This window comes from Anaerocolumna sp. AGMB13020, assembly GCF_033100115.1.
Classification (GTDB): domain Bacteria; phylum Bacillota; class Clostridia; order Lachnospirales; family Lachnospiraceae; genus Anaerocolumna.
The window spans coordinates 2,540,001-2,564,876 of the sequence record NZ_CP136910.1 but is presented as its reverse complement, the minus strand read 5'-3'; the positions used below and the strand labels follow the sequence as shown (position 1 = coordinate 2,564,876).

Here is a 24,876-nt window from a genome sequence, read left to right as displayed (position 1 = left end):
CCTGCCCCACTTCAAAACCAATAAACCTTAGAGCAATAACCGACTCAAGCCCCTCCTTCCCCAGCGGCAAAAAGATACATCATAAATCTATTTAAATAACTGTGCATAAGTAAGGAATTCATCAATAGGGATATAGCGAAATCCGGTATACCCCCCTGTACCTGATTTCCCTTATTCTTATCGATTCAATCCTGAAACTATGCACAGATATTTAAAAATCCTATACCTATACCAGTCTTTAACCATTCTATAATCGCCAGATACTAAATTCTATATCTACTCCATAGAAAGAACACCATAACATAATACCAAAACAGAATAGAATACCAAAAGACCACAATAATAAACAAAATAAATAAAAATAAATCCTGGATTAATATAACATAATAAAAATACAAATAGTAAAAATTATATTATCCCAAACAATGAAAAACTTCCCTCCAGGTCCTGGCAAGGTTCCGTAACCCAACGCGCAGAAAACTGTGGACCTCTTTGGAAGTTTTTGTCTCGGAAAGGTTCCTATGACACTTAAGCTGCAGAGATTGCGCCAAGTTCATGATATGCCGCTGTCTGAGCGACAAAAACCTCCCGAATCCCATAACCGTTTATTCCGCGAGTTCGGTATATCATGAACTGTCCGAAGCAATCCCTGCAGCTTTAGTGGAATAAGGAACCTTGTCCGAACAAAAACGTACAAAGAGGTCCGCAGTTTTCGTCCCCCTGCCACAACCCTCCCCCACCATGAGCATTCCGGCAGGCTTGAATTTCTTCCCCCGCAATGTTATTATATTAACATTGTTATAACGAGGAAAAAGAATCAAAAGGAGTAAATCATGGATATTTTAAAACAGCTTGCAAGTGAGCTAGGAATCCGGCTGGAACAGGCAGAAGCAACGGTAAAGCTAATAGATGAGGGCAATACCATCCCATTTATTGCCAGATACCGTAAGGAGGTAACCGGCTCCTTAAATGACGAGGTGTTGCGTAATCTGCACGAACGTCTTCTTTATCTTCGCAATCTGGAAGAGAAAAAGGCCAGTGTGCTGGCAACGATTGAAGAACAGGGAAAATTAACAGAAGAATTAAAGGCACAAATATTAGCTGCCGAAACCCTTGTAGTAGTAGAAGACCTGTACAGGCCCTACCGTCCAAAGAGAAGAACCAGAGCTACCATAGCAAAGGAAAAAGGGCTGGAGCCTTTGGCAAATATCATCCTCTTGCAGATGACAGACAAGCCCCTTGAAAAAGAAGCGGAAAGCTTCCTGGATCCTGAAAAGGAAGTAAATACCATAGAAGAAGCAATAGCAGGAGCAATGGATATCATTGCAGAGAATATCTCTGATGAAGCAGATTACCGTATCCACATCCGTAAAGTAACCTTTGAAGAAGGAAGCATCACTTCTGCTGCCAAGGATGAGAAACAGGAAAGCGTCTATGAGATGTATTATAACTTCGAGGAGAAGTTAAATAAGCTGGCGGGACACCGTGTTCTTGCCCTTAACAGAGGGGAGAATGAGAAATTCCTTACTGTAAAGATTCTGGCACCGGAAGAAAAAATACTTCTCTATCTGGAAACGAAAGTAATTGTAAGAAAGAATCCCAATACGGAAGAGATACTAAAGAAAACTGTCAGTGACAGTTACTCCCGGCTGATAGCCCCTGCCATTGAGAGAGAGATTCGTAATGACCTGACAGAAAAAGCCGAAGATGGAGCGATTAAGGTCTTTGGAAAGAATCTGGAACAGCTGCTGATGCAGCCGCCCATTGTCGGACAGGTTGTATTAGGCTGGGACCCCGCTTTTCGTACCGGCTGTAAGCTTGCGGTAGTGGATGCAACGGGGAAAGTACTTGACACAGTGGTGGTGTATCCAACAGCGCCTCAGAATAAAGTAGAAGAAGCCAAAGCTACCGTAAGGAAGCTTATACAGAAATATGACATTACGCTTATATCCGTAGGTAATGGAACCGCCTCCAGAGAATCCGAATTGATCATAGCGGACCTTCTTAAGGAATACCACGGCAGAGTACAATATATTATCGTAAATGAGGCAGGAGCTTCCGTGTATTCCGCCAGTAAATTAGCGACAGAGGAATTTCCGAACTTTGATGTCGGCCAGAGAAGTGCCGCCTCTATTGCAAGAAGGCTCCAGGATCCATTGGCAGAACTGGTTAAAATAGACCCCAAAGCCATTGGTGTAGGTCAGTATCAGCATGATATGAACCAGAAGAAATTGTCTGATGCGCTGTCCGGTGTAGTAGAAGACAGCGTTAATAAAGTTGGGGTGGATTTAAATACGGCATCCGCCTCTCTCCTGGAATATATCTCGGGCATTACGAAAACCATAGCAAAGAATGTAGTAACCCACAGAGAAGAAAATGGACCCTTCACTGACCGCAGACAGCTGTTAAAGGTAGCGAAGCTGGGACCCAAAGCCTTTGAACAGTGTGCCGGGTTCTTAAGGATCTTAGATGGTGTTAATCCCCTTGACGGGACCAGCGTTCATCCGGAATCCTACACAGCAGCACTTAAGCTGTTGGAGAAATCCGGTCTTGCCGCTGCTGACATTCAGGCAGGAAAACTGTCGGGGCTCGGGAAACAAATCAGAGATAAGAAAGCCCTGGCAGCAGAACTTGGAATCGGAGAGATAACCTTAACAGATATTATTAAGGAACTTGAGAAACCCGGCAGAGATCCCAGAGAGGAAATGCCAAAGCCCATATTAAGAACCGACGTACTTGAGATGAAAGATCTTACAGAAGGTATGATATTAAAAGGTACCGTTCGTAATGTAATTGACTTTGGAGCTTTTGTGGATATCGGTGTACATCAGGATGGACTTGTACACATATCCCAGTTAACGGATAAAAAGTTCGTCAAACATCCATTGGATGTTGTGAGTGTAGGTGATATCGTAGAAGTAAAGGTCATGAGTGTGGATACTGCCAAGAAGCGAATTCAATTAACGATGAAGTTATAATTGTAAACGCTGGTATGGTGTTTTCATAGTGAGACATGAAATACCGGAATATATAAAAACATTAATCTAACATTATATTTCTTTCCAGATCTCCTCAAGGCAGAAAATATCATGAAATAACAGGAATATCTATAAATCAATTCTGAATATTCCTGAATAATTATAAAATACGGCAGTAGCTTATGTTAACCGGACGGTAATCGTCAGGAAAGAACATAAGCTGCTGCCTTTTTGTCGTTCCTTTAAAACAAAGGGGTAGAAAATAGCATAAGGACAAAAGATGCTGTAAAACGAATTCACTTACACAGTTTTAATGGAAATTACTGCGATGAAAAGATGTATGAAAATACAGTTTGCAACTTGAGTATTTAAAAGGGGTGTTTTATAATCGTAGCAACTGGTAAATATTTACTTTATCACATAGGAGGAATGTTCCTTATAACAATATAAGATATGCCGGTCTGCTGTCCGGGCTTGTCCGAATAAGGAAGCAAAGATAAACCAATTGACGCAGTTCTTTTGCTGCATTAACCGGTAAGCATTTAACCTGATGACAGAATGAGAAAGGGGGAATCATCATGAAAAGGTTAAAGAATCTTGTAATACCCATCCTGTGTGTGGCTGTGCTTCTTCTTTTTGCCGGGGGACCTTTAAAAGAAGCCAATGCCAAAACAATGAAGCAGACGGTGGCAACAGTAAGTGCGGATAAAAGCACCAGGATCAACCAGCATGAAGCAATCATTATTGACATCTTAACCAACAAAATCAATAAAAGTACGGATGGAAGCGGAAAGTATGAGGAATTCTTGCTGCAGTATTTCGGTCTTAATAACATTAATCTGGGAACCGCAGCCGAAGAAGAAGTGGAGGCCAAGGCAGCAGAATTACTGCACTTAATGAATCTGGAAAATAAGACCAGTATAAAAGAGTTATCTGCTGACAGCAAAGAAATTGCCATAGGACTTACAAAGGACATATTTACTGCCTGCGGTTTAAAGGCAGGTTTTAACCCTTCCGGTGAGCTGATCAGCTTGTCGGATAAATACAGGAATTTAACGATCGTCAACGGCAAGGTGGCAGGTGAACATATTAACATGGGAGTACTCATTATTTCGGTATCGGTGGTAAGCATTCTTCTTGCTATCTGTTATGTACTGTCAAAGAAAATACAAATCAAGATTAAGGATGTGAAATACGATGGCTTTCATAAAGAAGAATTTGCCCGGTAGATATCTGTTATTAATAGATTGTACCGGAATAATAATCTCTTACATACTGGCAGCCTGTATCCGTTACAGTGAGATAACCGAATACTGGTATTATAATGTCTTTGGTTGGGCCCTGGCATTGGGGGTATTGTTTTACAGCGGGGTGTTTATAGCCTTTGATTCCTATAAGGATTTTGCTAGAAGAGGTTTTATTGATGAATTTTTGGAAGTATGTAAACTAAATATTATTTTTTCCTTAACCATAACAGCTTTTATGTTTCTTATAAGAGAAGGAGCTGCCTTCTCAAGATTGTTCTTTTTGTTGTTTTTTTTCTTTAACACAATTATTTCCCTGACCGTCAGGCAGTATTTTAAGTGGATTCTATTAGGTGTCTATAAGAGGAGCAGGGCAAGCAGCAAAATAATGGTAGTAACTACCACCACGCAGGCAGGGGAAGTATTAAAACAGATTAACGGTGAAAATTCCTGGGAATATGAAGTCAGCTATCTTACGATAGTTGACTTGGATATGACAGGAAATGAAATGTTTGGAGTACCGGTAAGAGCAGGTATCCAAAATATGTTTGAAATAGCAAAACAGGAAGTTCTGGACGGTGTGTTTATTCATTTGCCAAGTAATTATACTGTGAACTTTAATCTGGAAGATATTATATTTCAGTTTAAGAACATGGGAGTGAATGTGAATCTAAGCATTAATACTTTTGGGCTTAGACTGTCCGAGCAAAGTATTCAGAATATGAGCGGGTATCATGTACTGACCTTTAGTAACAAGGTCTTTGATGAGTACCATTTACATATTAAAAGGCTGATAGATATTTTAGGCGGTATCATCGGCTGTATATTAACACTGATATTGGGGGTGTTCATTGCAATAGCCATTATTATAGAATCCCCCGGACCCGTATTCTTTTCCCAAATCAGAGTAGGAAAGAATGGCAGGCGCTTTCGGATATATAAATTTCGCTCCATGTGTGCGGAGGCGGAAGCCAGGAAAGCTGAATTAATGGGGCGGAACGAAATGGAGGGTCAGATGTTTAAGATAACCGATGATCCGCGTGTTACCAAGGTCGGCAGTTTTCTGCGAAAAACCAGTCTGGATGAATTTCCCCAGTTCTTAAACGTGCTGAAAGGGGATATGAGTCTTGTAGGTACCAGACCTCCCACAGAAGAGGAATTTCTTCGGTATGAGGGGCGGCACAAAAGAAGACTTGCCTTAAACTGCGGCCTTACAGGCCTTTGGCAGGTAAGCGGAAGAAGCAATATTACCGACTTTGAAGAGGTCGTTAAACTCGACCTGACATATATTGATAACTGGTCTCTTAAGATGGATTTAAAAATCATTTTGAAAACAATCTTTGTTGTATTGTTTGGCAGGGGATCAAAATAAGCAGGAGGAAACGGTTTGGAACAGCTTATAGACATTCACTGTCATATACTGCCGGCGGTGGATAATGGTTCCGTTAGCATGGAACAGACAAGAAATATGCTAAAGATTGCCTATGAAGAAGGTATTACTTATATCATTGCAACACCTCATTACGGAGCTGGCTGTATAAATCCGGATAAAAGTGAACTGGAAGAGAAGCTTAAAAAGGTTCGTCAGGCAGCCAGAGAACTTAATCCTGGTTTTCGGATAGAACTTGGCAATGAGCTGTTTTACAGCAGTGATATAACAGAGCATCTGCGCAAAGGAAAGGCGGCTACCTTAGCGGGTACAAGGTACTGTCTGGTCAGGTTCTACCGAGAAGAAGAGTATGAGTTTATGAGAGCAGGGCTCCACAGTCTGCTGATTCAGGGATATTACCCCATACTCTCCCATGCAGAAAACTATCAATGCCTTTATGGTAATTATGAAGGAATTGCGCAGCTTATAAACCTTGGTGTTTATATGCAGCTGAATATTAAGAGCCTTTTAGGGAATCCATTTGATTCCCGGGTAAGGCATGCAAGGCGTCTGTTAAGATATGAAATGGTTCATTTTATAGGGACAGGTTCCCGTTCCGATTCCATCAGGGCCCCTATGATGAAAGAAGGCCTTCGCTATATTGAGAGCTATCATGGAACGGAAATTAAAAGGCAGTTAATTGAGAATACCAGAGGCCTTCTTGAGAGTAAGAAAATTGACCGTAGACTCTACCCGTGTTTTGACTAAGCAGTGACAGGGACAGGGAGGAATAGTATTTAAGCATACATTATTTTATAGGATTTATATTAAGAGATAAAACAGGATGATATCGATAGGAGAAAGGTACGGTTAATAAAATGGAATTCGAGAAAACAGAAGAATTAGAAATTAATATCAGAGAAATATTCTATGCTTTGCTTGATAAGTTCTGGATACTTTTTTTCGCAGCAATCATTTGTGCTCTGGCAGGCGGTATCGTAACAAAGCTGACCCAGGTCCCTATATATGCGGCAACAACAAAATTGTATGTAATAAACAGGCAGGATCCTGCAAAGACAGTGACCAGTTCGGATTTGTCAACGGGAAGCCTTTTGATAAAGGATTTCGAAATTCTGGTAACCAGCAGACCCATTATGGAACAGGTAATACATAACCTTGACTTAAACCTGGAGCAGGCGCAGCTTGTTCGTAAAATATCGGTATTTATCCCGGAGGAAACCAGAATCCTTGAGATTACGGTAAGAGATGAGAATCCTTTTCTGGCAAAAAAACTAGCCGATGAAATAGCCGATGTATCGGCAGAACAGATGAAATCGGTAATGGATATAGAGAAGGTAAGTGTGGTGGAAAGAGGTCGTATTCCACTTACACCGACGGAAGATAACTTCTCGAGGAATATCCTGCTTGGAGGTATCTTGGGTTTTGGTGCTGCTCTGGGTCTGGTGGTATTGTTTTATTTAAGCAACGACCATATAAAGAGCAACGAGGATATAGAAAATCATCTGGGTATAATATCTCTTGCAGAAATTCCTCTGGAAGAAGATATTCTAAATACAAGAAAAGTAAGGGCGGAACTAAAAAGAGCATACAAAAAGGCGAATAAGAAAGGTTACAAAGGAGGCATTGAAAATGCAGTCAATTAATATTGAATTAAAGGCAAGTGTGGATTTCAGAGGGTATGAAGCCTATAACACACTTCGTACCAATATTCAGTTTTGCGGAAAAGAGGTAAAGATAATTTGTATCACCAGCTGCATTCCAGGCGAGGGTAAATCCACCGTATCCATTCGGCTGGCAGCCTCAATGGCAGAAGGAGGGAAGAAGGTACTCTTTATAGATGCAGACTTAAGAAAGTCCAATATGATAAAGAGGTTGAAGATAAATCAGTCTGTAAATGGGCTTTCCCAGTATCTTTCCGGCATGAACACCTGCGAAGAAGTAATTTACAATACCAACCTGGAAGGCCTTGATATGATATTTACCGGACCCATACCGCCAAACCCCTCCGACCTTTTAAGCAATCGGTATTTTAAGGAATTATTACAGTGTAAACGAGAGGAATACGATTATATTATAATTGATACACCTCCCTTAGGGCTTGTAATAGACAGCGCAAATGTAGCTGAAAGCTGTGATGGAGCGTTAATTGTAATACAGGCGGATGCCAACAGCTATAAATTTGTCCAGAAGATTATGAAACAGCTGGAGAAGAGTAATTGCCGGGTCCTGGGGGCAGTCCTTAACAAAGTAGAAGTGAAGCATCAAAGGTATTACGGGTTAACCTACAAGAAATACTACGGAGCAGCCTATGCACCATATTAACATGGAGCATTTATTACGAAGATAGAAGTAATAGTTACCCGTTTATATTACAGAGGGCTATAACAGCAGGCGGGGGAGTGAAAGAAAATATACAAATGAAAGGCTGCCACATAAGGCTTCTTTCACTCAGTATAAATTGTGGCAGTATCGCAGAACTACCTGTGATAGGCAGTGGGTGTAAATTATGAAGAAATTTATTATTTTATCAGGGATTATTACCTCGCTTCTATTTGCTATGCTGATATACATAGTTGTGAAAGAAGACAAAACAGCTCCTGTCATTCATATAAATAATGAGAGTCTGGTGTACAGAGAAGGAGAAGATACCACTTACCTGTTGCAGGGTATTACGGCAGAAGATGATATTGATGGAGATGTTACTGCTACTGTTATGGTTGGAGATCTTATCACTATGCCGGACGGTACAGCGGCAAAGATTACCTATCTGGCCAAAGATTCCAGTAATAATGTAGGACAGCTGGATATACTCATTCCTTATGAAGCAGCACACAATAACAAAGAAGCTTTCGACAAGGGAGGAGAAGCTGGGCTGAAGGAAACAGGACAATCAACAGTTGATACGATAACGGCTGATTCTAAGAAAGAAGCCAGCAGTGATTATGCCGATAAGAAGAAACCGGTAATAGAACTTCTTAGCACAGAGATTACTCTAAACAGAGGCGAAGAATTCGATCCTAAAGCCTATATCAAAAATATCAGTGATGACAAAGACTCTGTTCAGACTCTTCTTGACAGCGTAACCGTAACCGGAACCTATAATATGAATAAGAGGGGAACCTATCCTGTCATACTTACCGCGCAAGACAGTGAAGGCAATCAATCTGACAAGGTATCCCTTATTTTAAAGGTGGAATAGTCCGTAAAGAAGTGGTGGTAAAGATGGAAGGATATATTGATATACACAATCATATAATACCAAAAGTGGATGATGGTGCTCATAGTATAAACCAGGCATTGCGTATGCTGGAAATCGCCTTTTCCGAAGGAATCCGAACAGTGATAGCGACACCCCATATATCCTACCGAAGAGGGGAAGACAGACGAAGCAAATTAATGGGAGCCTTTGAAGAATTGAGAATAAAAGCAGAGGAGCAGTTTCCGGAACTTAAGCTTTATATGGGGAGTGAGATATTCTACAGCCAGGACACCGTATACGGGCTTCAGAAAAATGAAATACCTACTTTGGGAAATACAAGTTATGTATTGGTTGAGTTTCAGCCCTCCTGTGAGTACCGTTATTTAAAGAGCAGCATTCAGAATCTTATAATTGGAGGATACAAGCCGGTTATAGCGCATATTGAACGGTATTATGTATTGAGAAAGGATCTAAAGCTCGTTGACGAACTGATTCTTATGGGGGCTTATATTCAATCCAATGCCTCCAGTATACGAGGGGAGGATGGTAGGGAATTGCAGCGATTTGTTAAGAAACTCCTTAAGCGAAAGTTATTGCACTTTGTAGCCACGGACAGCCATGGTGATAAAATCAGACCGCCAAGGATAAGGGAGTGTATTGATACGGCAAAGAAAAAGTACGGAGATGAATATGCAGCAGATATATTTATACATAACGGCAGGAAGCTTCTTAAAGACCAATATATATAACGGGTTGTTGCTGCCCATCTATAACGATACCATCCTGGCAGCGGCTTCTTATCTGATACCATCGGCATTTTCCGGAATACTTGCCCTTATGGTTTTTGACTTCACTTTTCTGTTGCTTGGGCAGAAGAGGAGAAACAGATTTCGGATAATGACCGGAAAGACACAGACGTTGCTATTTTTGTTATTTACCTATATCACCTTTGTTTTTTTTCTTGCCATTCTTTCCAGGCCACCCGGTTCCAGAACCGATATAGATTTAATGCCTCTTGCAACCTTTTCCCATAGGCTTGAAGGGAATATCTATGCCATTGAAAACATCATACTCTTTCTGCCATTTGGGTTTCTCCTATCCAGGTTGTTTTCGGAAAATAGACAGATATCAATATATCTGTTATGTGGAGTAACCTTAAGCCTCACGATTGAACTTGCACAATACCTGACACAAAGGGGGTATCTGCAGACAGATGATGTTTTGCTTAATGTACTGGGGTGTATTCTGGGGCACCTGCTTTGCAGGGGTTTTACTGATATGGCTAAGCGTTATATATTACATAGCGGATAAGGAGCTTTCATGGAAAGAATAAAAACCGATACGAAGGATACCTTCAGTGAATATCTGATATACCTGAGAAATAAAATTAAAACAATCATACTCCTAACGGTATTGGCAGGTTTGCTGGTAGGGTTTGTGAACCGCTACATAATATCGGATTACTATTATGCGGTAACAAAGCTGCAGACCGGGATGCAGGCAGCAGATGACCTGATACGCCTTATGCAGAACAGAAATATCCTGGAGAAGGTAATTCTTGAAGCAGATGCAGATCTGACCGCAGCAGAATTAAGAGAGACCATGTATCTGTCTCTGGTGGAAAATACAAGGGTTATAGAACTTACTGTATATGACTATGATCCAGACCGTGCCGTTACCCTGATCAACGCCTATATCAAAGTTGTAAAGAGGGAATTCGGAGATATATTTGAAATAAAAGTTCTGGAGGAAGCCGGCCGTGCACAGGTGTTTCCGAAAGAAGATGCAGTAGGGTTCGTAAGAGGAGCTTTGCTGGGAGGAGTTATCACAGTACTTGTGCTGACTATAAGATATATAAAAGGGACCAGGATCAAGACTGCGCAGCAGGTAGAAGAATATCTGAGCCTGGCAGTACTTGCAGTAGTTCCCATAACAGAAGTGAAAGCAAAGCTGCGTAAGGGAGGAAGTGTAACATGAAAATTAAGAGCGGATTTTTGCTGCGTGAAATAGCAGGAGCCTGGGTAGTAGTACCCGTAGGGCAGAGGGTAGTGGATTTTAATGGATTAATGAGTCTGAGTGAAAGTGGAGCCTTGCTTTGGTCTAAGCTGGAACAGGGGATAGAATCAAAGGAGGAGCTGGTAAAGCTGCTAAGAGAAAAATACAGTGTTGAAGCAGAGCTGGCAGCGGAGGATATTACAGATTTTATTCACCAGATTAATGAGAGGGGATTGATAGAAGATGGCAATGAACTGGGGACAGTTAAGTGCAACACTGACAATGAACTCTTTTAGCAAAAAAATTCCTTTATCCGGTCAATTTGAGCTTACCACCCGCTGTAACCTGGGCTGCAGAATGTGCTATGCCTGTAACGGACTTCTTCACAGTGACTTAAAGAAGAAAGAACTAAGTACAAAAGAATGGATTGAGCTTGCCGGTGAGGCCAGGGATTCTGGTATGCTGTTTCTGCTTTTGACCGGAGGGGAAGTATTTTTTCGAGAAGATTTCAAAGAAATATACGAAGCATTAACCAGAATGGGATTTATCATCAGTATCTATACAAACGGAACGTTGATTACAACGGAGGTGATCAAATGGCTTAAGACCATACCTCCTTCTCAGATAGATATCTCACTTTACGGTGGGTCTTCTGATACCTATAGAAAAGTATGCGGGAATGCAGATGGTTTTCAGCAAGCGTTGGAGGGAATTCGGCTGATAAAGGAAGCAGGCATAAATCTTCAGTTAAGAACTACCATAATCAAGGAAAACAGATCGGATCTGCCTGCTATCAGGAACCTGGCAGAGGGATTTGGTTTAAAAATAAATCTGGTGGATTATATCACACCGGAGAGGGAGAGGAGGGAGATTGATACCGGGCGGCTGGCTCCGGCTGAGCAGGCGCAGTTAATTCTTGATACACAGCCGGAAGTAGAAGCAGAGGCTTTTGACGAAACCGTACATATTGATAAGGATGCATATAGTAAAGCAACAGAGTGTTTTGATTACTTCCAGAGCAGTAATGCATTTCCCTGTAACAGTGGAAAGAACAGTTTCTTTATAACGTGGGAAGGAGTAATGGTGCCCTGCTCCATAATGAATACTCCCAAGACCCAGCCCTTGAAAAGTTCTTTTCGGCGTGCCTGGAGGGAACTGGTTCAAAAATGCGATAAAGTACCGGTATGCAAGACCTGCAGTAAATGTTCCCTGAAAGGGCAATGCAAGTCCTGTCCGGGAAGACTGCTGAATGAAACCGGCAGCTTTAAAGAGCCTGCACCTTACCTTTGCGAATTGGCAAGAGAAACCAGCAGGCTGACAGAATATGAGAAAATGGAGGAAATAGTATGAAGGATTACATAAAACCTACAATTGAAATCGTTGAATTAAGACCGGAGGAAAGATTGGCAACCTGCCATATCGGTTTGTCTGGACCGGATCCCCTAACTTACATTTGGGAAATGATATTTTGCAGAAAAAGCCGCTGCAAACTTGGGTATACCAGCGCAGGAGGCTGCAGTTAAGAAGTTTGGTATATTAGCGAACAGTGCGGTCTGAGTGAAGGGGAAAGTGAATTGCAGATATTACTTTTTGTGATTAACAGTACCGCAAGGGCTCTTACGAGATGTATTGGAGTTTAGTCACGGCTTGTAATGGAAGCCAGATATATATTAAGACAATACCGCAGGCAGATAAGCGGTATACAGGAGTGTCAGCATGAAAAGTACTCTACAGATAGCAGATATTTCCATAACGCTGGAGACGGATCTTAAATGGTCAGACAGAAAGTTAAACACCTTTAAACGAAGGTCTTCAGGAGAGGAAATGAAGCTTACATACAGACGGGAGAAAGAGATTCAGATTCCCAAGGAACTGATTGTTTTTGATGATAGTATAAGGTGGGTGCCTTATACAGGGGATGCAGAAAAAACAGAGCTGTATCTCTTTAACAGAATGACAGACAGATTGTCATATAGAATGACAGCGGACAGAGATTGGAGTCAGGTGGACATTTCCTATACTCCGGAGGAGAAGAAGCCGGCAGCTTCTTTTTTAAGCACACTTGGAGAAATTGCTTTTCGTAACCGTATCCTACGGCATAACGGACTGGTAATTCATGGTGCGGCCATAGAATATGAAGGCAAAGGGCTGATTTTTTCAGGACCCTCCGGAATGGGAAAGACCACCCAGGCAAATCTGTGGAGGAAATACAAAGGGGCTGTCATGATTAATCATGACAGGCCTGCAATCAGGGTGATACAAGGAAGTCCAAGAGTATACGGCACTCTATGGAATGGCGCAAGCAGAAAATGCACCAGAAAAACAGCTGATTTAAGTGCAATCGTACTTTTGGAGCAGTCAAAAGAAAACGATATTATGAAGCTATCCGGGGAGGAAACTCTGAAGAAACTAATGCCCAGAAGTTTTCTGCCATATAACAATGAGCAGGATATGAAGCTGGCTCTTAAGAATCTGGAGGAGATAATAACTGTTACACCTGTATTTCTTTTAAGATGCAGGCCTGACAGGGAAGCAGTGGAGTTATTATACCAATGTCTGAAATAAAAAGAATCAGTACAGGCGTTATGATGCCCGTAATCCAAAAACTACTGGAGAATGATAAGAGTGTACGGATAACCGTAACCGGAAACAGTATGTATCCCTTTCTGCGTGAGAACAAGGATAGTGTAGAGCTGATTACCTGTTTTTTTTCAGAAATAAGAACCGGTGACATTATCTTGATACAAAGAGATGACAGCGCATATGTATTGCACCGGGTCATATTTAAGAGAAAGGAACATGTATATATAAATGGAGATGCACAAAGAAGTCTGGAAGGACCGATTCGAAAAGATCAGATACTGGCGAAAGTAAATACAGTATGGCGGAAGGAGACAGAGATTCCTGTAAATGACTTTAGGTGGAAAATTCTTGCCTTTCTATGGTTTTGTATACTGCCCTTTCGTAAAACAATTATCTGCCGGTACCATGAATTTCGCAGCTTACAGAGAAAATTCAATCATTAGCATTCTTAACCGTACTAGAGGATTTTCTGCTTTTTCAATAAATTAGATAAACAGATAAATGGCATACTGATAAAGAGTGAGAGGGAATTTATGATTGAAAGGTTGCCACACGAAGCCTTCTCACTTATTTTCGTGGCGGTATTGCTGGCATGTCAGCGATATGCAGTAGGTATACAGATGAAGCAAAAAATACAGATTCTTATATGGATGGGAAAGAGAACCCATCCTCATATGATATCTCTGATAATCTTAGTACTGGCAGGAAGTGTCTCCTCTGTTATTAAGGTAATAATGGCATATCTCTCAAAAGATTTGATTGATTCCTTTATAGGCGGTATAACAAAAGCAACAGTAAGGGGAGGAATTCTCTTTGCGGTATCTGTCCTGATACTTTTGTTTGGCAAATGGCTTATTACAGTACTTACAGTTCGCACCACCGAAAATATGACCGGAAGCTTAAAGGAAGAAGTATATGAAAAGCTTGCCAATACTGACTGGATGGAATATGCCAGGTACCATACAGGCGACATGGCAGCCCGGGTTAACGGAGACACCCAGGTTATTGTAAATGGAATAATCAATGGACTAACCAGAGGGGCAGCTTCCGTAATGGGTCTGGCAGCAGCCTTTCTTGTTCTGATGTCCTTTCACAGAGGTGTGGCTTATTTTTCAGTAATAGTAGGTCCGGTAACCCTAATTCTGGGTGCCTTTGCAGGTTCTCGTTATGTATCCGTTCATGAAGAAGCTCAGAAAGCGGATACCAACTACAGAGCATATCTTCAGGAATGCCTGGAGCATATGCTGATTATTAAGACCTTTGGCAGGGAAGGAGAGAGCAGAGTCAAGCTGCGAGAGCTTCAGGCAGAGAGGAAAAGGCTGGCACTTAAGAGAAATTACACGTCGGCTGTTACTAATACTTTCGTTATGATAGGTTTATGGATAGGATTTCTTGCGGTATTCGGCTGGGGAGCGGCTTATGTGCTGGACAGCGCGCTGACAGTGGGTACAATTACTGCATACATACAGCTTATCTTACAGATTATCCTGCCATTTATTGAACTGGCTTCACTTTTTCCTACGATGTATTCGGCAGCCGGTTCTGCAAAACGAATCATAGAAGTAGAAGGCTTAAGGGAAGATTTAGAGTCCCATCTGGCAGTGGGGCAGCCAGCAGCGGATTCCCATGGCAGGAAGCTGATAAATGGATTTGAAAGCATTGAGCTGAAAGAGCTGACCTTTGCCTATACACCTGAGCAACCAGTGCTAAAGGATATAACCTTTTCACTAATGGCAGGAGATATCCTGGCATTAACCGGTGCATCCGGAGAGGGAAAAACAACTCTGATCTATCTGTTCATGCAACTGCTAAGACCAACCAGCGGCCATATATATATAAAAGACAAAGGAATTAATTATGATCTCGAGAGCTGCTGCATAAGGCAGCTAATATCCTATGTGCCGCAGGGGAATACCTTGTTTTCCGGCACCATTGAAGAGAATTTAAGAATCGGGGACAGTAAGGCAGACAGAGAAGAGCAAAAGGAGATGTTAAAGGCTGCCTGCGCCTGGGAATTTGTATGTGAATTACCGGAAGGCCTTGACACAAACTTAGGAGAACGGGGAGTGGGGCTATCAGAGGGACAAGCTCAAAGAATATCCATTGCGAGAGCGCTTATTCGAAAGAAACCCCTGCTGATTTTAGATGAAGCAACTTCGGCACTTGACATGGACACAGAAAGAGAAGTTATACACAATATCAGCAGCTTGAGACAGGGCAGCTGCATCATTATAACCCACAGGCTTTCAATCCTCCGGTACTGCCGCAGGGTGCTTGAGTTAAAGGGCGGCAGGCTCAGAGAAAGGAGTGCGGAAGAAGTTCTGTCAGAATTTAATGAAATGGCTAACGAAGTTGCAGCCACTGGAGCAGTTTGATGCGTCTTTCATATGATACAGTAAATTTCTTCTTATATACAAAAGGAAGAACAGATAGCTGCCGGAGGTTATAGAACGCCCGATGCAACCAGGCAAAAGGGAGCAGCAAGGGGTACTTTCTTACATACCGGTATTGATAATGTAATTTATCAGGACCAGGAAAGAAAAATCGCAGAAGATGAACCAATCTATCGGTCTGATGCCTTACTGCTTTATTTTGAGGTATATCAGAAGACAAAGCAGAGCTGTTGTTCTTCATATACATTAAAATGTGTCTGGAAGCCTCCCGTTCTTTCGTTCTCTTACCGTAAACACCGGAACGAAGGATATCTTCAATGAAGAGCTGCTGATACAGGAGGCTGTCAGTTGAACGCTCCTTCAGGATAAAAGCCGGAACAGGAAGTTTAAAAAGCTGGTGGCATAGTATAAAGATAGTTATGGCGAACTTTTCCCAGCCATAATCTCTCATTTCTGCCAGGATATCTTCCCAGGCAAAATCATTAAGGTGCGCATTCAGGAACAGCGTAAGATCACAGATCTGTCGGATGCCGATACCGCTGATCATAACATGTTGAATGGTATGAAAGAGTAAATGAAGTATCTGGTCTTCTACTGAGAGAACCAGAACCGGAACTTCACCTACATAATCATAGTGAGCATTGTTCCAGACAGTATCACTAAAATGTTTCTTACTTTCCGAGGCTTCATTGATCGTCAGAATTTCATGGAGTTCTACCTCTGGATGGACGGTATGTAAATATGTAATATGTCTTTCGCTGACTTTTCCTTTGCGATAACCCAGGGAAATAAGCACCTTATGTGCCTTTTGCAGATCAGATGTATGAACCAGCACATCAGCATCCCCCATGGTACGAAGTTCAGGATATGGGTAGTATTCTCTTATTATTAATCCTTTCAGGGCAATAATTGGAATACCTGCTTCCATAAAGGCAGTAAATACCTTCTCCATTTGTGCCATGTGCAGTATTTGAAGAGCAGCTTCTCTTAACACCTCGCATTTATAAGCTTCAAGGAAGGCCGCATCAGGCCGAAATTCTTTCGGAAGTTCCTCAAAGAGTGGATAGATTAACGTGTGAACCTGATGTGCTTTGGCTTCTTCATATAAAGCATGCCAATCGGTTTGTTCAGGAACGGCATCAGGATGTTTGCCATAGATGGCAGACGATAATAATTGAATTAAGACAGCACTGTGTTCCAACATAAATGGAAGTCCTCCCATAGTTAGTTAATGTTAAATATTTACAAAATTATAGCATATCTCAAGGCAGAGGGACAACCAATTAAAGCAGACAAAAAAAGCCTGTATCCTACAGGATCAGAGAATTTATGCAGAAACGAAATAAATTGAGAAACCTTTTAACAGAATGATAGAAGGAAGAGTGAAGAAAATATACCAAAGAAAGGATGCCACACCAGGATTCTTTCACTCTTTATAAAAGTGGCGGTATCGCAGGTTCGCCTGTGATAGGCAGGGAGTGTAACAGATGGAAGAGATAGAACAAAGAAGTAACAGGAAATGGAAAAAGCTGTTACTGCTAATATTGTTTGCCATAGGTTTGCTGGTGTTAAGTATATTTCTTCTGGTACATAGCTATATCAGTAAAATCAATAACAGCAGTTCGCTGAAAGCAAGTACACAGCCGTCAGAAACACAGGTTATGGATCTCGCAGAGGACACGGACAGCACAGAACCAGATTCACCTGCAACTGATATCGAAAATGCAGAAAATGAAATTCGTAAGAATATGGAGGCTAACAGTACAACCATCTTATCAGACAAAAATGTATTTAATATCTTACTGATAGGAACCGATGCCAGGACAAAAGGCGAAAATTCCAGATCGGATGCAATGATACTGGTGTCAATAAATAAAAAGAAGAAAACCATTACAGCTACCTCACTGTTAAGAGATATCTACCTTCAAATCCCCGGCAAGAATAATAACAGGTTAAACGCTGCCTGCGCCTTTGGAGGTCCCCGGCTGTTAATGGATACCATAGAACAGAACTTTAAAGTGGCGGTGGACCGTTATGCCTCTGTGGATTTTTATGTCTTTATGGATATAGTAGATGCAGTTGGCGGAGTTACAATAAACGTAACGGAGGAGGAAATCCCCATAATAAATGATTACATAGCAGAGTTAAATCGTTTGCTGGGAGAAAAGAACGAGGCAGATTATCTGACAGCTCCCGGTGTACTGAAACTAAAGGGTAAACAAGCCTTAGGTTATGCCAGAAACCGTTATATAGGTACGGATTTTGAAAGAACGGCCAGGCAGAGAAGGGTATTGGAACAGGCCTTTGAGAAAGTAAAGAAGTTGAATTTAATGGAACTGAATAAATTACTGAATAAATTGCTTCCTGAGATAACCACGGATTTATCGGAGGGGGATATTTTCTCATTGATACTTTCTCTTCCGAAGTACGCCAGTTATGAGCTGAATCAGTGGAGCATACCGGTGGATAATTCCTATCAATTCATGCGTATACGGGGAATGGAGGTTATAACGCTTGATTTTAACCGTAACATCGAAGCGTTAAGAGACAAAATCTACGATGAGACAGCTTCTGTAACACAAGCCTATGCACCGGAAGAATAAGGGAGCAAGAGGTACACAGGTTGTTCTGCCGCAAGAACAGGCAACTTGATATAGAAAGAGTTTTGATATACCATAATTTATGAAATAAAAGTGACATCCTGCCGAAAATGTAATAGAATAATAGGAAGAAAATGAAAAGGCATATAGGAATGAAGAAAAATAAATTGTGGTTAACCTGGATACCGGCAATGTTGATAATGGTAATGATATTTATGTTTTCCATGGAAAACGGGAATCAATCCTCAGATCTGAGCGGTTCGTTGACGAAGTCCATGGTTGAGGCTGTAATTGATGCGATAGACCTGGAGCTGACACAGGTAAAAGAAGAAAATATTATAGAGCTTATACATACCCCCATAAGAAAGGCAGGACATCTGACAGAATACGCTTTGCTTGGAATTGCAGTAGCCTTCCCCTTATTGCGGAAACATGGGTTGAAAGGAAAGCATCTTTTTATTACAGGACTGTTAATCTGTACTTTTTATGCAGCTACGGATGAATTGCATCAGTTATTTGTTCCCGGAAGAGCCGGTATGGTTACGGATGTAATGATTGACGCAGTAGGGGCAGGGCTAGGAATCCTTCTGTTTCAGGGGATGCACAGCCTGAGATTAGCCTTCAAAAAATCTCAAAAAAATCCTATTGACAAAGTTGAATAATAGGACTATTATAAAGACACAAAAAAATAAGGAAATTCTTCGGGGCAGGGTTAAATTCCCGACCGGCGGTAAAGTCCGCGACCTGATATGCAGTTATACTGGTATCAGTTGATTTGGTGCAATTCCAAAACCGACAGTAAAGTCTGGATGTGAGAAGAAGCTGATTGCAGAATATGCATGATACTATGTATTTAGTGGCCCCGAATATTTATATTCGGGGCCTTATTTTTCTGCTTAAGAAGTTATTACTTCCTTGGAGAACGTGTGAAGAAACGAAGAAATCGTTATTCCGCACCGAACACCAGGAATTTCCTTTCCAAAAGGAGAGATTATTATGAAAATGTCGGAGAACAAAATGATGAGAGGAACCTATCAAAGAAAAAATATGTTTACTACAAAAGCAATGGTAACCGTGAGTTTATTATCGGCATTGTCCTATGTGCTGATGCTTTTGGAGTCTCCTCCCTTTATCGGATTTTTAAGACTGGAATTTAGTGATATCCCCGCATTGCTCGGAGCATTCTGGTTTGGACCGGCAGCTGGCGTGGTAATAGAACTGATAAAGAACCTTATAAAAGCCATAACCGCATCAAAGACTATGGGGATAGGGGAGCTGGCTAACTTTATTGTCAGTGTGGCTTATGTAGTACCTGCCGGGCTTCTGTTCCATAAGCTGAAAGGCAGATATAAATCATTTTTCATGTTTGGAACAGCCACCATAGTAATGACTGTTGTAGGTTTTCTTATGAACTATTTCGTTACTGTACCCATGTATGCCAGAATGTATGGCGGAATAGAGAATATCGTAGCAGCAGCAACTATGATACCTGGAATCAAGGATATGTTTACATTGATACTTCTTGGTATTACACCGTTTAATCTGGTAAAAGGAGTCTTTCTTGGAATAGTGGGTCAACTTACTTATGAAATGTTAAAGAAGAGAATACAGTTCTAAAATATGAAGTTCTTTTGCTGCTGGCTGATGTTAAGATCAGCTGTAAGACATGAAGTAAAGTCCTGTCTGATATTTAAGCACCAGCCTGGGTATACCACATAAAAGATATAATTGCCGGTTTTGTATGCATAGACTGAAACTTTCAGAATGTCTGCAGACCGGCATTTTTTATACACTTATATATTGGTAATTGGTCGCTTATCAAAGAGGTACTGGTTCTGAAACATTGTATTTACTGTGTTTTATATTTTAAGGTTGTAAACATAGATAATCAGCAGTACAATAAAAATATTGACTCATACCTGCAGGTAATTATATGATAGTAGCAAAGTGTGTATAATTAGATATCCAATAGTTTGAGGGCAGCAAACAACCGCAGAAAAAATATAAGGGACTGTGAGAATTTATGATAATAGAGACATATAACAGAGATGAAACCTATAACCTGGGAAAAAAGCTGGGTGAAGAAGCAGGTAAAGGAGAGGTTTATTGTTTATCCGGTGATCTTGGAACGGGAAAAACTGTTTTTACCCAGGGTTTTGCAAGAGGCCTTGGAATACTGGAACCGGTTAACAGCCCAACCTTTACGATCGTTTCTGAATACGAAGAGGGCAGGCTGCCGCTCTATCACTTTGATGTATATCGCATAGAGGATATTGAAGAAATGGAAGAGATAGGTTACGAGGATTATTTCTATGGAGAGGGTGTATGCCTGGTGGAGTGGGCAGAGCTGATTAAGGAATTGCTTCCTGATAATCCTGTCAGAATTAGGATAGAAAAGGATTCGGACAAAGGATTTGATTATCGCAGAATTACCGTGGAAAACCACTGGTAAGACAATTTTTCAATAATCTGATTAGAATGTGTGCCAGCGCACACAGATGGGAGCTGAAATGAAAATATTAGCCTTAGACAGTTCAGGACTTGTTGCTTCCGTAGCAGTAGTTACAGAGGAAAAAGTTCTTGGAGAATTTACAGTAAATAATAAAAAGACACATTCACAGACCTTACTGCCTATGGTGGATGAAGTGATAAAGATAGTAGATATGGAGTTGGAGGAGCTGGATGCCATTGCCGTAGCAGGGGGACCGGGTTCCTTTACCGGACTTCGAATCGGGGCCTCAACCGCCAAAGGGCTGGCGCTTGTATTAGATATACCTATAATCAATGTACCTACGGTGGATGCACTGGCGTATAATTTTTTTGGAACAGATAAGCTTATCTGTCCTATGATGGATGCCCGGAGAAACCAGGTATATACAGGGCTTTATCAATGGAGAAACGGAGACTTCACAGTGCTTCGTCCCCAATTTGCCGCTGAGGTGGAGGAACTGGCAGCTATATTGAATGAATATGATGATGAAATACTGTTTCTGGGAGATGGGGTAGAAGCGCAGTTGTCAAAGTTTGTTTCTTTGTTGAAGTCACCTTATACAGTAGCACCGATCCATCTTTCAAGGCAAAGGGCAGCAGCACTGGGCAGCCTGAGCGTGGAGTATTATAAAGCCGGACGTATTGAAAATGCAGACAGCTTTGAACCTGAGTATTTAAGAATGTCTCAGGCTGAAAGAGAGAGAGCAGAAAAACAAGAAGGGGTATAATCAATGCTGATTCGACATATGCAGGAAGAAGATATGGACCAGGTCTATGCAATAGAATGCAATTCTTTCTCAAGACCCTGGAGCAGAGATTCTTTTCTTCAATCACTTCGTAATCCCAGTAACCTTTACCTGGTGGTGGAAGAAGAAGGAAGAATACTCGGCTATTGCGGCTTGTGGGGAATTGTAGGTGAAGGAGAGATAACAAATGTCGCCGTTGACTCCGAATACAGGCACCGGGGGGTAGGGGAGGCGATGCTGCGGGAATTGCTCAGACAGGCAGGAGAGACAGGAATCGAGACCTTTACACTGGAAGTGAGAATCAGCAATATATCAGCAATTCACCTCTATCACAAGTTAGGCTTTCAGGATACCGCAATCAGAAAAAACTATTATGACGCACCAGTAGAGGATGCACTTATTATGTGGTTGTAATTCCCACTGTAAATTTTCTGGATTTCACGTTATAATAATAACAAGAAGGCGGACAAGTCGGCGGGAGGAAAGACATGGATAAAGTAAGGAAAGCACCGATAATCAGACATGACATGTTCTGTAATGTTTGTGGAAAGAAAATAGCGGTAGAAAAAGGTATAATGAAAGAAGATGTCTTTGAAGCTGCAAAAGAGTGGGGATACTTTTCCAAGTACGATTTGGAACTTCACAAATTCAATATGTGTGAAGATTGTTATGACAAATTCATTTCATCCTTTAAGATACCGATACAAAAGATTCATAAGAAAGAAGCTCTATAAAGAGAGGGACAGACATACCAGGGGACAGGCATAGCCGGGCTGGGTGTCTGTTTCTTTTTTTGTGATAGGATTAGGCATCCATAGGAGGGAAGGCGCAGCTTCTTGTTTTGGGATATAGTAATCCGGGTTATAATACAGGTAAGGAGTATTATCATAGAACAGGTCCGGCAGTAATATTTCCGTGGGCTTGATTCCTTAAAAAGGTTATGGTACTATTTAGGAAACACAGGCAGAAGGCTTCTGCCGATATTAAATAACTGTTTTATCAAAGCAGTAAAGCGAGGAAAATACATGTTAGATGTTTGCTTACTAGGAACCAGCGGAATGATGCCTTTGCCAAACAGATGGCTGACAGCATTAATGACCAGATACAATGGTTCCAGTCTACTGATAGACTGCGGTGAAGGAACCCAGATTGCAATAAAAGAAAAGGGGTGGAGTTTTCATCCCATCGATATTATATGTTTTACCCATTACCATGGAGATCATATCAGCGGTTTACCCGGGTTACTCCTTACAATGGGAAATGCAGACCGTACGGAACCCGTTACCATGATCGGGCCAAAGGGCTTGGAAAGAGTAGTAAGTGCCTTAAGAGTAATTGCACCGGAACTACCCTTTGAAATTAACTTTATTGAGATAAACGGGGCAGAAGAAGAATTCCGTATCAATGGATATGTGATACAGGCCTTCAAAGTTCATCACAATGTATTGTGTTATGGGTATAATGTGCAGATTGAACGTGGGGGCAGATTCTTTCTTGAGAAAGCAACCGAGAATAAGGTGCCTCAAAAATATTGGAACCGACTCCAAAAAGGAGAGACGGTAGAAGCAGAGGATAGGGTATTTACCCCTGAGATGGTATTAGGCCCGCCAAGAAAAGGAATCAAATTAACCTACTGTACCGATACCAGACCTATTTCTTCCATAAGTGAACATGCCACGGGGGCAGATCTGTTTATCTGTGAAGGAATGTATGGCGAGAAGGATAAGGAAAATAAAGCAGCGGAGCATAAGCATATGACCTTTTATGATGCTGCGAGACTTGCGAAAGCAGCCAATGTAAAGGAACTTTGGTTGACGCACTACAGTCCGTCTTTAATAAGACCCGAAGAATTTATGGCGGATACCAGAGCAATCTTTCCGGAAGCAAAGGCAGGAACGGATAAGAAAAGTATTACGCTGGAATTCGATCCGAACGAATAAAGGTAATAAGAGCTAAAAAACAGCGTGCGGAAATAGCGATGTATGTTTCAGGCAAAATGAATAACGTTGGAAAGGAATTGCTCTAAGAGCAATCTGTTAAAAATGGAAAAAGACATCTTAATTCTGGCTATTGAATCTTCCTGTGATGAAACAGCAGCAGCTGTAGTAAAGAACGGAAGAACGGTCTTATCAAATGTGATATCCTCACAGATAGCACTTCATACCCTATATGGAGGGGTTGTTCCGGAAATAGCTTCCAGAAAGCACATAGAAAAAATCAATCAGGTAGTGAAAGAAGCACTGAAAGAAGCAGAGGTGACGCTTGAGGACATAGATGCCATTGGCGTAACCTATGGACCCGGACTGGTCGGAGCCTTACTAGTAGGAGTAGCAGAAGCAAAGGCAATCAGCTATGCCGCTAAGAAACCCTTGGTAGGAGTACATCATATTGAAGGGCATGTTTCGGCTAATTTTATAGAACACCCGGATCTGGAGCCGCCGTTCTTATGTTTAATCGTATCAGGCGGGCATACACATCTTGTCATTGTAAAGGATTACGGAAAGTATGAAATCATTGGCAGGACACATGATGATGCAGCAGGTGAAGCTTTTGATAAAGTTGCCAGAGCCATAGGACTTGGTTATCCGGGGGGACCCAAAGTAGACAAGCTTGCAAAAGAAGGAAAGAAAGATGCAATTGCCTTCCCAAGAGCCAATATAGCAGATGCGCCATACGATTTTAGCTTTAGCGGAGTGAAGTCTGCAGTTCTTAACCACTTGAATTATTGTGAAATGAAAAAGGAAGAAATAAAGAAAGCAGATATTGCAGCGTCCTTCCAGGAAGCTGTGGTCGATGCTCTCGTTACAAAGACAATGGCAGCAGCGAAAGATTATAAGCTGAAAAAGGTAGCGCTTGCAGGCGGAGTAGCTTCAAACTCCTCCTTAAGAGAAGCTATGGGTAAAGCCTGTGAGAAGAGAGGCCTGAAGCTATATTATCCTTCACCGATATTATGTACTGATAATGCAGCAATGATTGGAGCTGCGGCTTATTACGAATATTTAAATGGTACAAGACATGGATTGGATTTGAATGCAGTGCCGAATCTTAAAATTGGACAGAGGTAGGTGTTATGGAGAAAGACAGTATTACCCCAGGCGATAAGGTCAGTGCCATAATATTAGCTGGTGGAAGTGGAAAACGGATGCAATCGGAGATTCCAAAGCAATACATGCGATTGGGAGAGCATCCGATTCTCTACTATTCACTGAAGGCTTTTGATAACAGTAGTATTGATGAGATAACACTGGTAATAAATGA

Annotated in this window: 27 protein-coding genes and 1 riboswitch (1 of these 28 cut by a window edge); of the genes, 26 read left to right on the top strand and 1 reads right to left on the bottom strand. The window is 41.5% G+C overall.

Annotated elements, in window-relative coordinates; translation table 11 throughout:
• The first annotated feature begins 833 nt into the window (after nucleotides 1-833).
• The 16 genes from R2R35_RS10295 (at nucleotide 834) to R2R35_RS10220 (ending at nucleotide 15,764) form a co-directional block, all read left to right on the top strand.
• The gene (locus tag R2R35_RS10295) at nucleotides 834-2,978 is read left to right on the top strand and encodes a Tex family protein (protein ID WP_317734429.1); all 2,145 of its coding nucleotides are present in this window, start codon (nucleotides 834-836) and stop codon (nucleotides 2,976-2,978) included.
• Between the two features lie 578 nt (nucleotides 2,979-3,556).
• Nucleotides 3,557-4,207, top strand: a complete 651-nt coding sequence (locus tag R2R35_RS10290) for a hypothetical protein (RefSeq protein WP_317734428.1) — start codon at nucleotides 3,557-3,559, stop codon at nucleotides 4,205-4,207.
• Nucleotides 4,176-5,594, top strand: coding sequence for a sugar transferase (locus R2R35_RS10285; protein WP_317734427.1), 1,419 nt, complete (start codon nucleotides 4,176-4,178; stop codon nucleotides 5,592-5,594). Before R2R35_RS10290 ends, R2R35_RS10285 begins: the two co-directional genes overlap by 32 nt.
• A gap of 15 nt (nucleotides 5,595-5,609) precedes the next feature.
• Complete coding sequence (locus tag R2R35_RS10280; RefSeq protein WP_317734426.1) at nucleotides 5,610-6,359, top strand: CpsB/CapC family capsule biosynthesis tyrosine phosphatase; 750 nt, start codon at nucleotides 5,610-5,612, stop codon at nucleotides 6,357-6,359.
• Between the two features lie 110 nt (nucleotides 6,360-6,469).
• A complete protein-coding gene (locus tag R2R35_RS10275; RefSeq protein ID WP_317734425.1) occupies nucleotides 6,470-7,255 on the top strand; it encodes a YveK family protein in 786 nt (261 codons plus the stop codon).
• Nucleotides 7,242-7,934: a CpsD/CapB family tyrosine-protein kinase gene (locus R2R35_RS10270; RefSeq protein ID WP_317734424.1), complete on the top strand. Its 693-nt coding sequence runs from the start codon at nucleotides 7,242-7,244 to the stop codon at nucleotides 7,932-7,934. Before R2R35_RS10275 ends, R2R35_RS10270 begins: the two co-directional genes overlap by 14 nt.
• A 184-nt stretch (nucleotides 7,935-8,118) precedes the next feature.
• Entirely contained in the window at nucleotides 8,119-8,811 is a 693-nt protein-coding gene (locus tag R2R35_RS10265) for an immunoglobulin-like domain-containing protein (RefSeq protein WP_317734423.1), read from the top strand.
• Between the two features lie 23 nt (nucleotides 8,812-8,834).
• Nucleotides 8,835-9,560: a CpsB/CapC family capsule biosynthesis tyrosine phosphatase gene (locus tag R2R35_RS10260; protein ID WP_317734422.1), complete on the top strand. Its 726-nt coding sequence runs from the start codon at nucleotides 8,835-8,837 to the stop codon at nucleotides 9,558-9,560.
• Nucleotides 9,502-10,122, top strand: a complete 621-nt coding sequence (locus R2R35_RS10255; RefSeq protein WP_317734421.1) for a VanZ family protein — start codon at nucleotides 9,502-9,504, stop codon at nucleotides 10,120-10,122. Before R2R35_RS10260 ends, R2R35_RS10255 begins: the two co-directional genes overlap by 59 nt.
• 9 nt (nucleotides 10,123-10,131) lie before the next feature.
• Nucleotides 10,132-10,788: a YveK family protein gene (locus tag R2R35_RS10250; protein WP_317734420.1), complete on the top strand. Its 657-nt coding sequence runs from the start codon at nucleotides 10,132-10,134 to the stop codon at nucleotides 10,786-10,788.
• Nucleotides 10,785-11,102: a PqqD family protein gene (locus R2R35_RS10245; RefSeq protein ID WP_317734419.1), complete on the top strand. Its 318-nt coding sequence runs from the start codon at nucleotides 10,785-10,787 to the stop codon at nucleotides 11,100-11,102. Before R2R35_RS10250 ends, R2R35_RS10245 begins: the two co-directional genes overlap by 4 nt.
• A complete protein-coding gene (locus tag R2R35_RS10240; RefSeq protein ID WP_317734418.1) occupies nucleotides 11,050-12,156 on the top strand; it encodes a radical SAM protein in 1,107 nt (368 codons plus the stop codon). Before R2R35_RS10245 ends, R2R35_RS10240 begins: the two co-directional genes overlap by 53 nt.
• Nucleotides 12,153-12,329, top strand: coding sequence for a hypothetical protein (locus tag R2R35_RS10235; RefSeq protein ID WP_317734417.1), 177 nt, complete (start codon nucleotides 12,153-12,155; stop codon nucleotides 12,327-12,329). The genes R2R35_RS10240 and R2R35_RS10235 overlap by 4 nt, the downstream gene beginning before the upstream one ends.
• Before the next feature lie 193 nt (nucleotides 12,330-12,522).
• Nucleotides 12,523-13,371 (top strand): hypothetical protein, encoded by an 849-nt coding sequence (locus R2R35_RS10230; RefSeq protein ID WP_317734416.1) that lies wholly within the window; start codon nucleotides 12,523-12,525, stop codon nucleotides 13,369-13,371.
• Nucleotides 13,359-13,832 (top strand): S24/S26 family peptidase, encoded by a 474-nt coding sequence (locus R2R35_RS10225; protein ID WP_317734415.1) that lies wholly within the window; start codon nucleotides 13,359-13,361, stop codon nucleotides 13,830-13,832. Before R2R35_RS10230 ends, R2R35_RS10225 begins: the two co-directional genes overlap by 13 nt.
• A 90-nt stretch (nucleotides 13,833-13,922) precedes the next feature.
• Nucleotides 13,923-15,764 carry an ABC transporter ATP-binding protein gene (locus R2R35_RS10220; RefSeq protein WP_317734414.1) on the top strand — a complete coding sequence of 614 codons (1,842 nt, stop codon included), beginning with the start codon at nucleotides 13,923-13,925 and terminating at the stop codon, nucleotides 15,762-15,764.
• Here the strand turns inward: R2R35_RS10220 and R2R35_RS10215 are convergent.
• Nucleotides 15,733-16,986 (bottom strand): nucleotidyltransferase domain-containing protein, encoded by a 1,254-nt coding sequence (locus R2R35_RS10215; RefSeq protein WP_317734413.1) that lies wholly within the window; start codon nucleotides 16,984-16,986, stop codon nucleotides 15,733-15,735. The two genes, R2R35_RS10220 and R2R35_RS10215, sit on opposite strands and share 32 nt — an antisense overlap.
• 283 nt (nucleotides 16,987-17,269) lie before the next feature.
• Between R2R35_RS10215 and R2R35_RS10210 the strand changes: the two genes are divergently transcribed.
• The 10 genes from R2R35_RS10210 to ispD all read left to right on the top strand — a co-directional run.
• Nucleotides 17,270-18,385: an LCP family protein gene (locus R2R35_RS10210; RefSeq protein ID WP_317734412.1), complete on the top strand. Its 1,116-nt coding sequence runs from the start codon at nucleotides 17,270-17,272 to the stop codon at nucleotides 18,383-18,385.
• 149 nt (nucleotides 18,386-18,534) lie between these two features.
• The gene (locus R2R35_RS10205) at nucleotides 18,535-19,044 is read left to right on the top strand and encodes a VanZ family protein (protein WP_317734411.1); all 510 of its coding nucleotides are present in this window, start codon (nucleotides 18,535-18,537) and stop codon (nucleotides 19,042-19,044) included.
• 31 nt (nucleotides 19,045-19,075) lie between these two features.
• Nucleotides 19,076-19,207: riboswitch (FMN riboswitch) on the top strand.
• Between the two features lie 171 nt (nucleotides 19,208-19,378).
• On the top strand, nucleotides 19,379-19,999 hold the full coding sequence (locus R2R35_RS10200) for an ECF transporter S component (protein ID WP_317734410.1): 621 nt from the start codon (nucleotides 19,379-19,381) through the stop codon (nucleotides 19,997-19,999).
• 406 nt (nucleotides 20,000-20,405) lie between these two features.
• A complete protein-coding gene (tsaE, locus tag R2R35_RS10195; RefSeq protein WP_317734408.1) occupies nucleotides 20,406-20,834 on the top strand; it encodes a tRNA (adenosine(37)-N6)-threonylcarbamoyltransferase complex ATPase subunit type 1 TsaE in 429 nt (142 codons plus the stop codon).
• 58 nt (nucleotides 20,835-20,892) lie between these two features.
• Nucleotides 20,893-21,600 (top strand): tRNA (adenosine(37)-N6)-threonylcarbamoyltransferase complex dimerization subunit type 1 TsaB, encoded by a 708-nt coding sequence (gene tsaB, locus R2R35_RS10190; RefSeq protein ID WP_317734406.1) that lies wholly within the window; start codon nucleotides 20,893-20,895, stop codon nucleotides 21,598-21,600.
• 3 nt (nucleotides 21,601-21,603) lie between these two features.
• On the top strand, nucleotides 21,604-22,032 hold the full coding sequence (rimI, locus tag R2R35_RS10185) for a ribosomal protein S18-alanine N-acetyltransferase (RefSeq protein WP_317734405.1): 429 nt from the start codon (nucleotides 21,604-21,606) through the stop codon (nucleotides 22,030-22,032).
• Between the two features lie 74 nt (nucleotides 22,033-22,106).
• A complete protein-coding gene (locus R2R35_RS10180) occupies nucleotides 22,107-22,352 on the top strand; it encodes a hypothetical protein (protein WP_033164529.1) in 246 nt (81 codons plus the stop codon).
• A gap of 291 nt (nucleotides 22,353-22,643) precedes the next feature.
• A complete protein-coding gene (locus R2R35_RS10175; RefSeq protein ID WP_317734404.1) occupies nucleotides 22,644-23,558 on the top strand; it encodes a ribonuclease Z in 915 nt (304 codons plus the stop codon).
• A gap of 102 nt (nucleotides 23,559-23,660) precedes the next feature.
• A complete protein-coding gene (gene tsaD / locus R2R35_RS10170) occupies nucleotides 23,661-24,683 on the top strand; it encodes a tRNA (adenosine(37)-N6)-threonylcarbamoyltransferase complex transferase subunit TsaD (RefSeq protein ID WP_317734403.1) in 1,023 nt (340 codons plus the stop codon).
• A gap of 5 nt (nucleotides 24,684-24,688) precedes the next feature.
• A protein-coding gene (gene ispD, locus R2R35_RS10165) for a 2-C-methyl-D-erythritol 4-phosphate cytidylyltransferase (RefSeq protein WP_317734402.1) crosses the window boundary here: on the top strand, nucleotides 24,689-24,876 show its beginning. 562 nt of this gene lie beyond the right edge of the window; the window shows 188 of its 750 coding nt (coding positions 1-188); it begins with the start codon at nucleotides 24,689-24,691; its stop codon lies beyond the right edge, outside the window.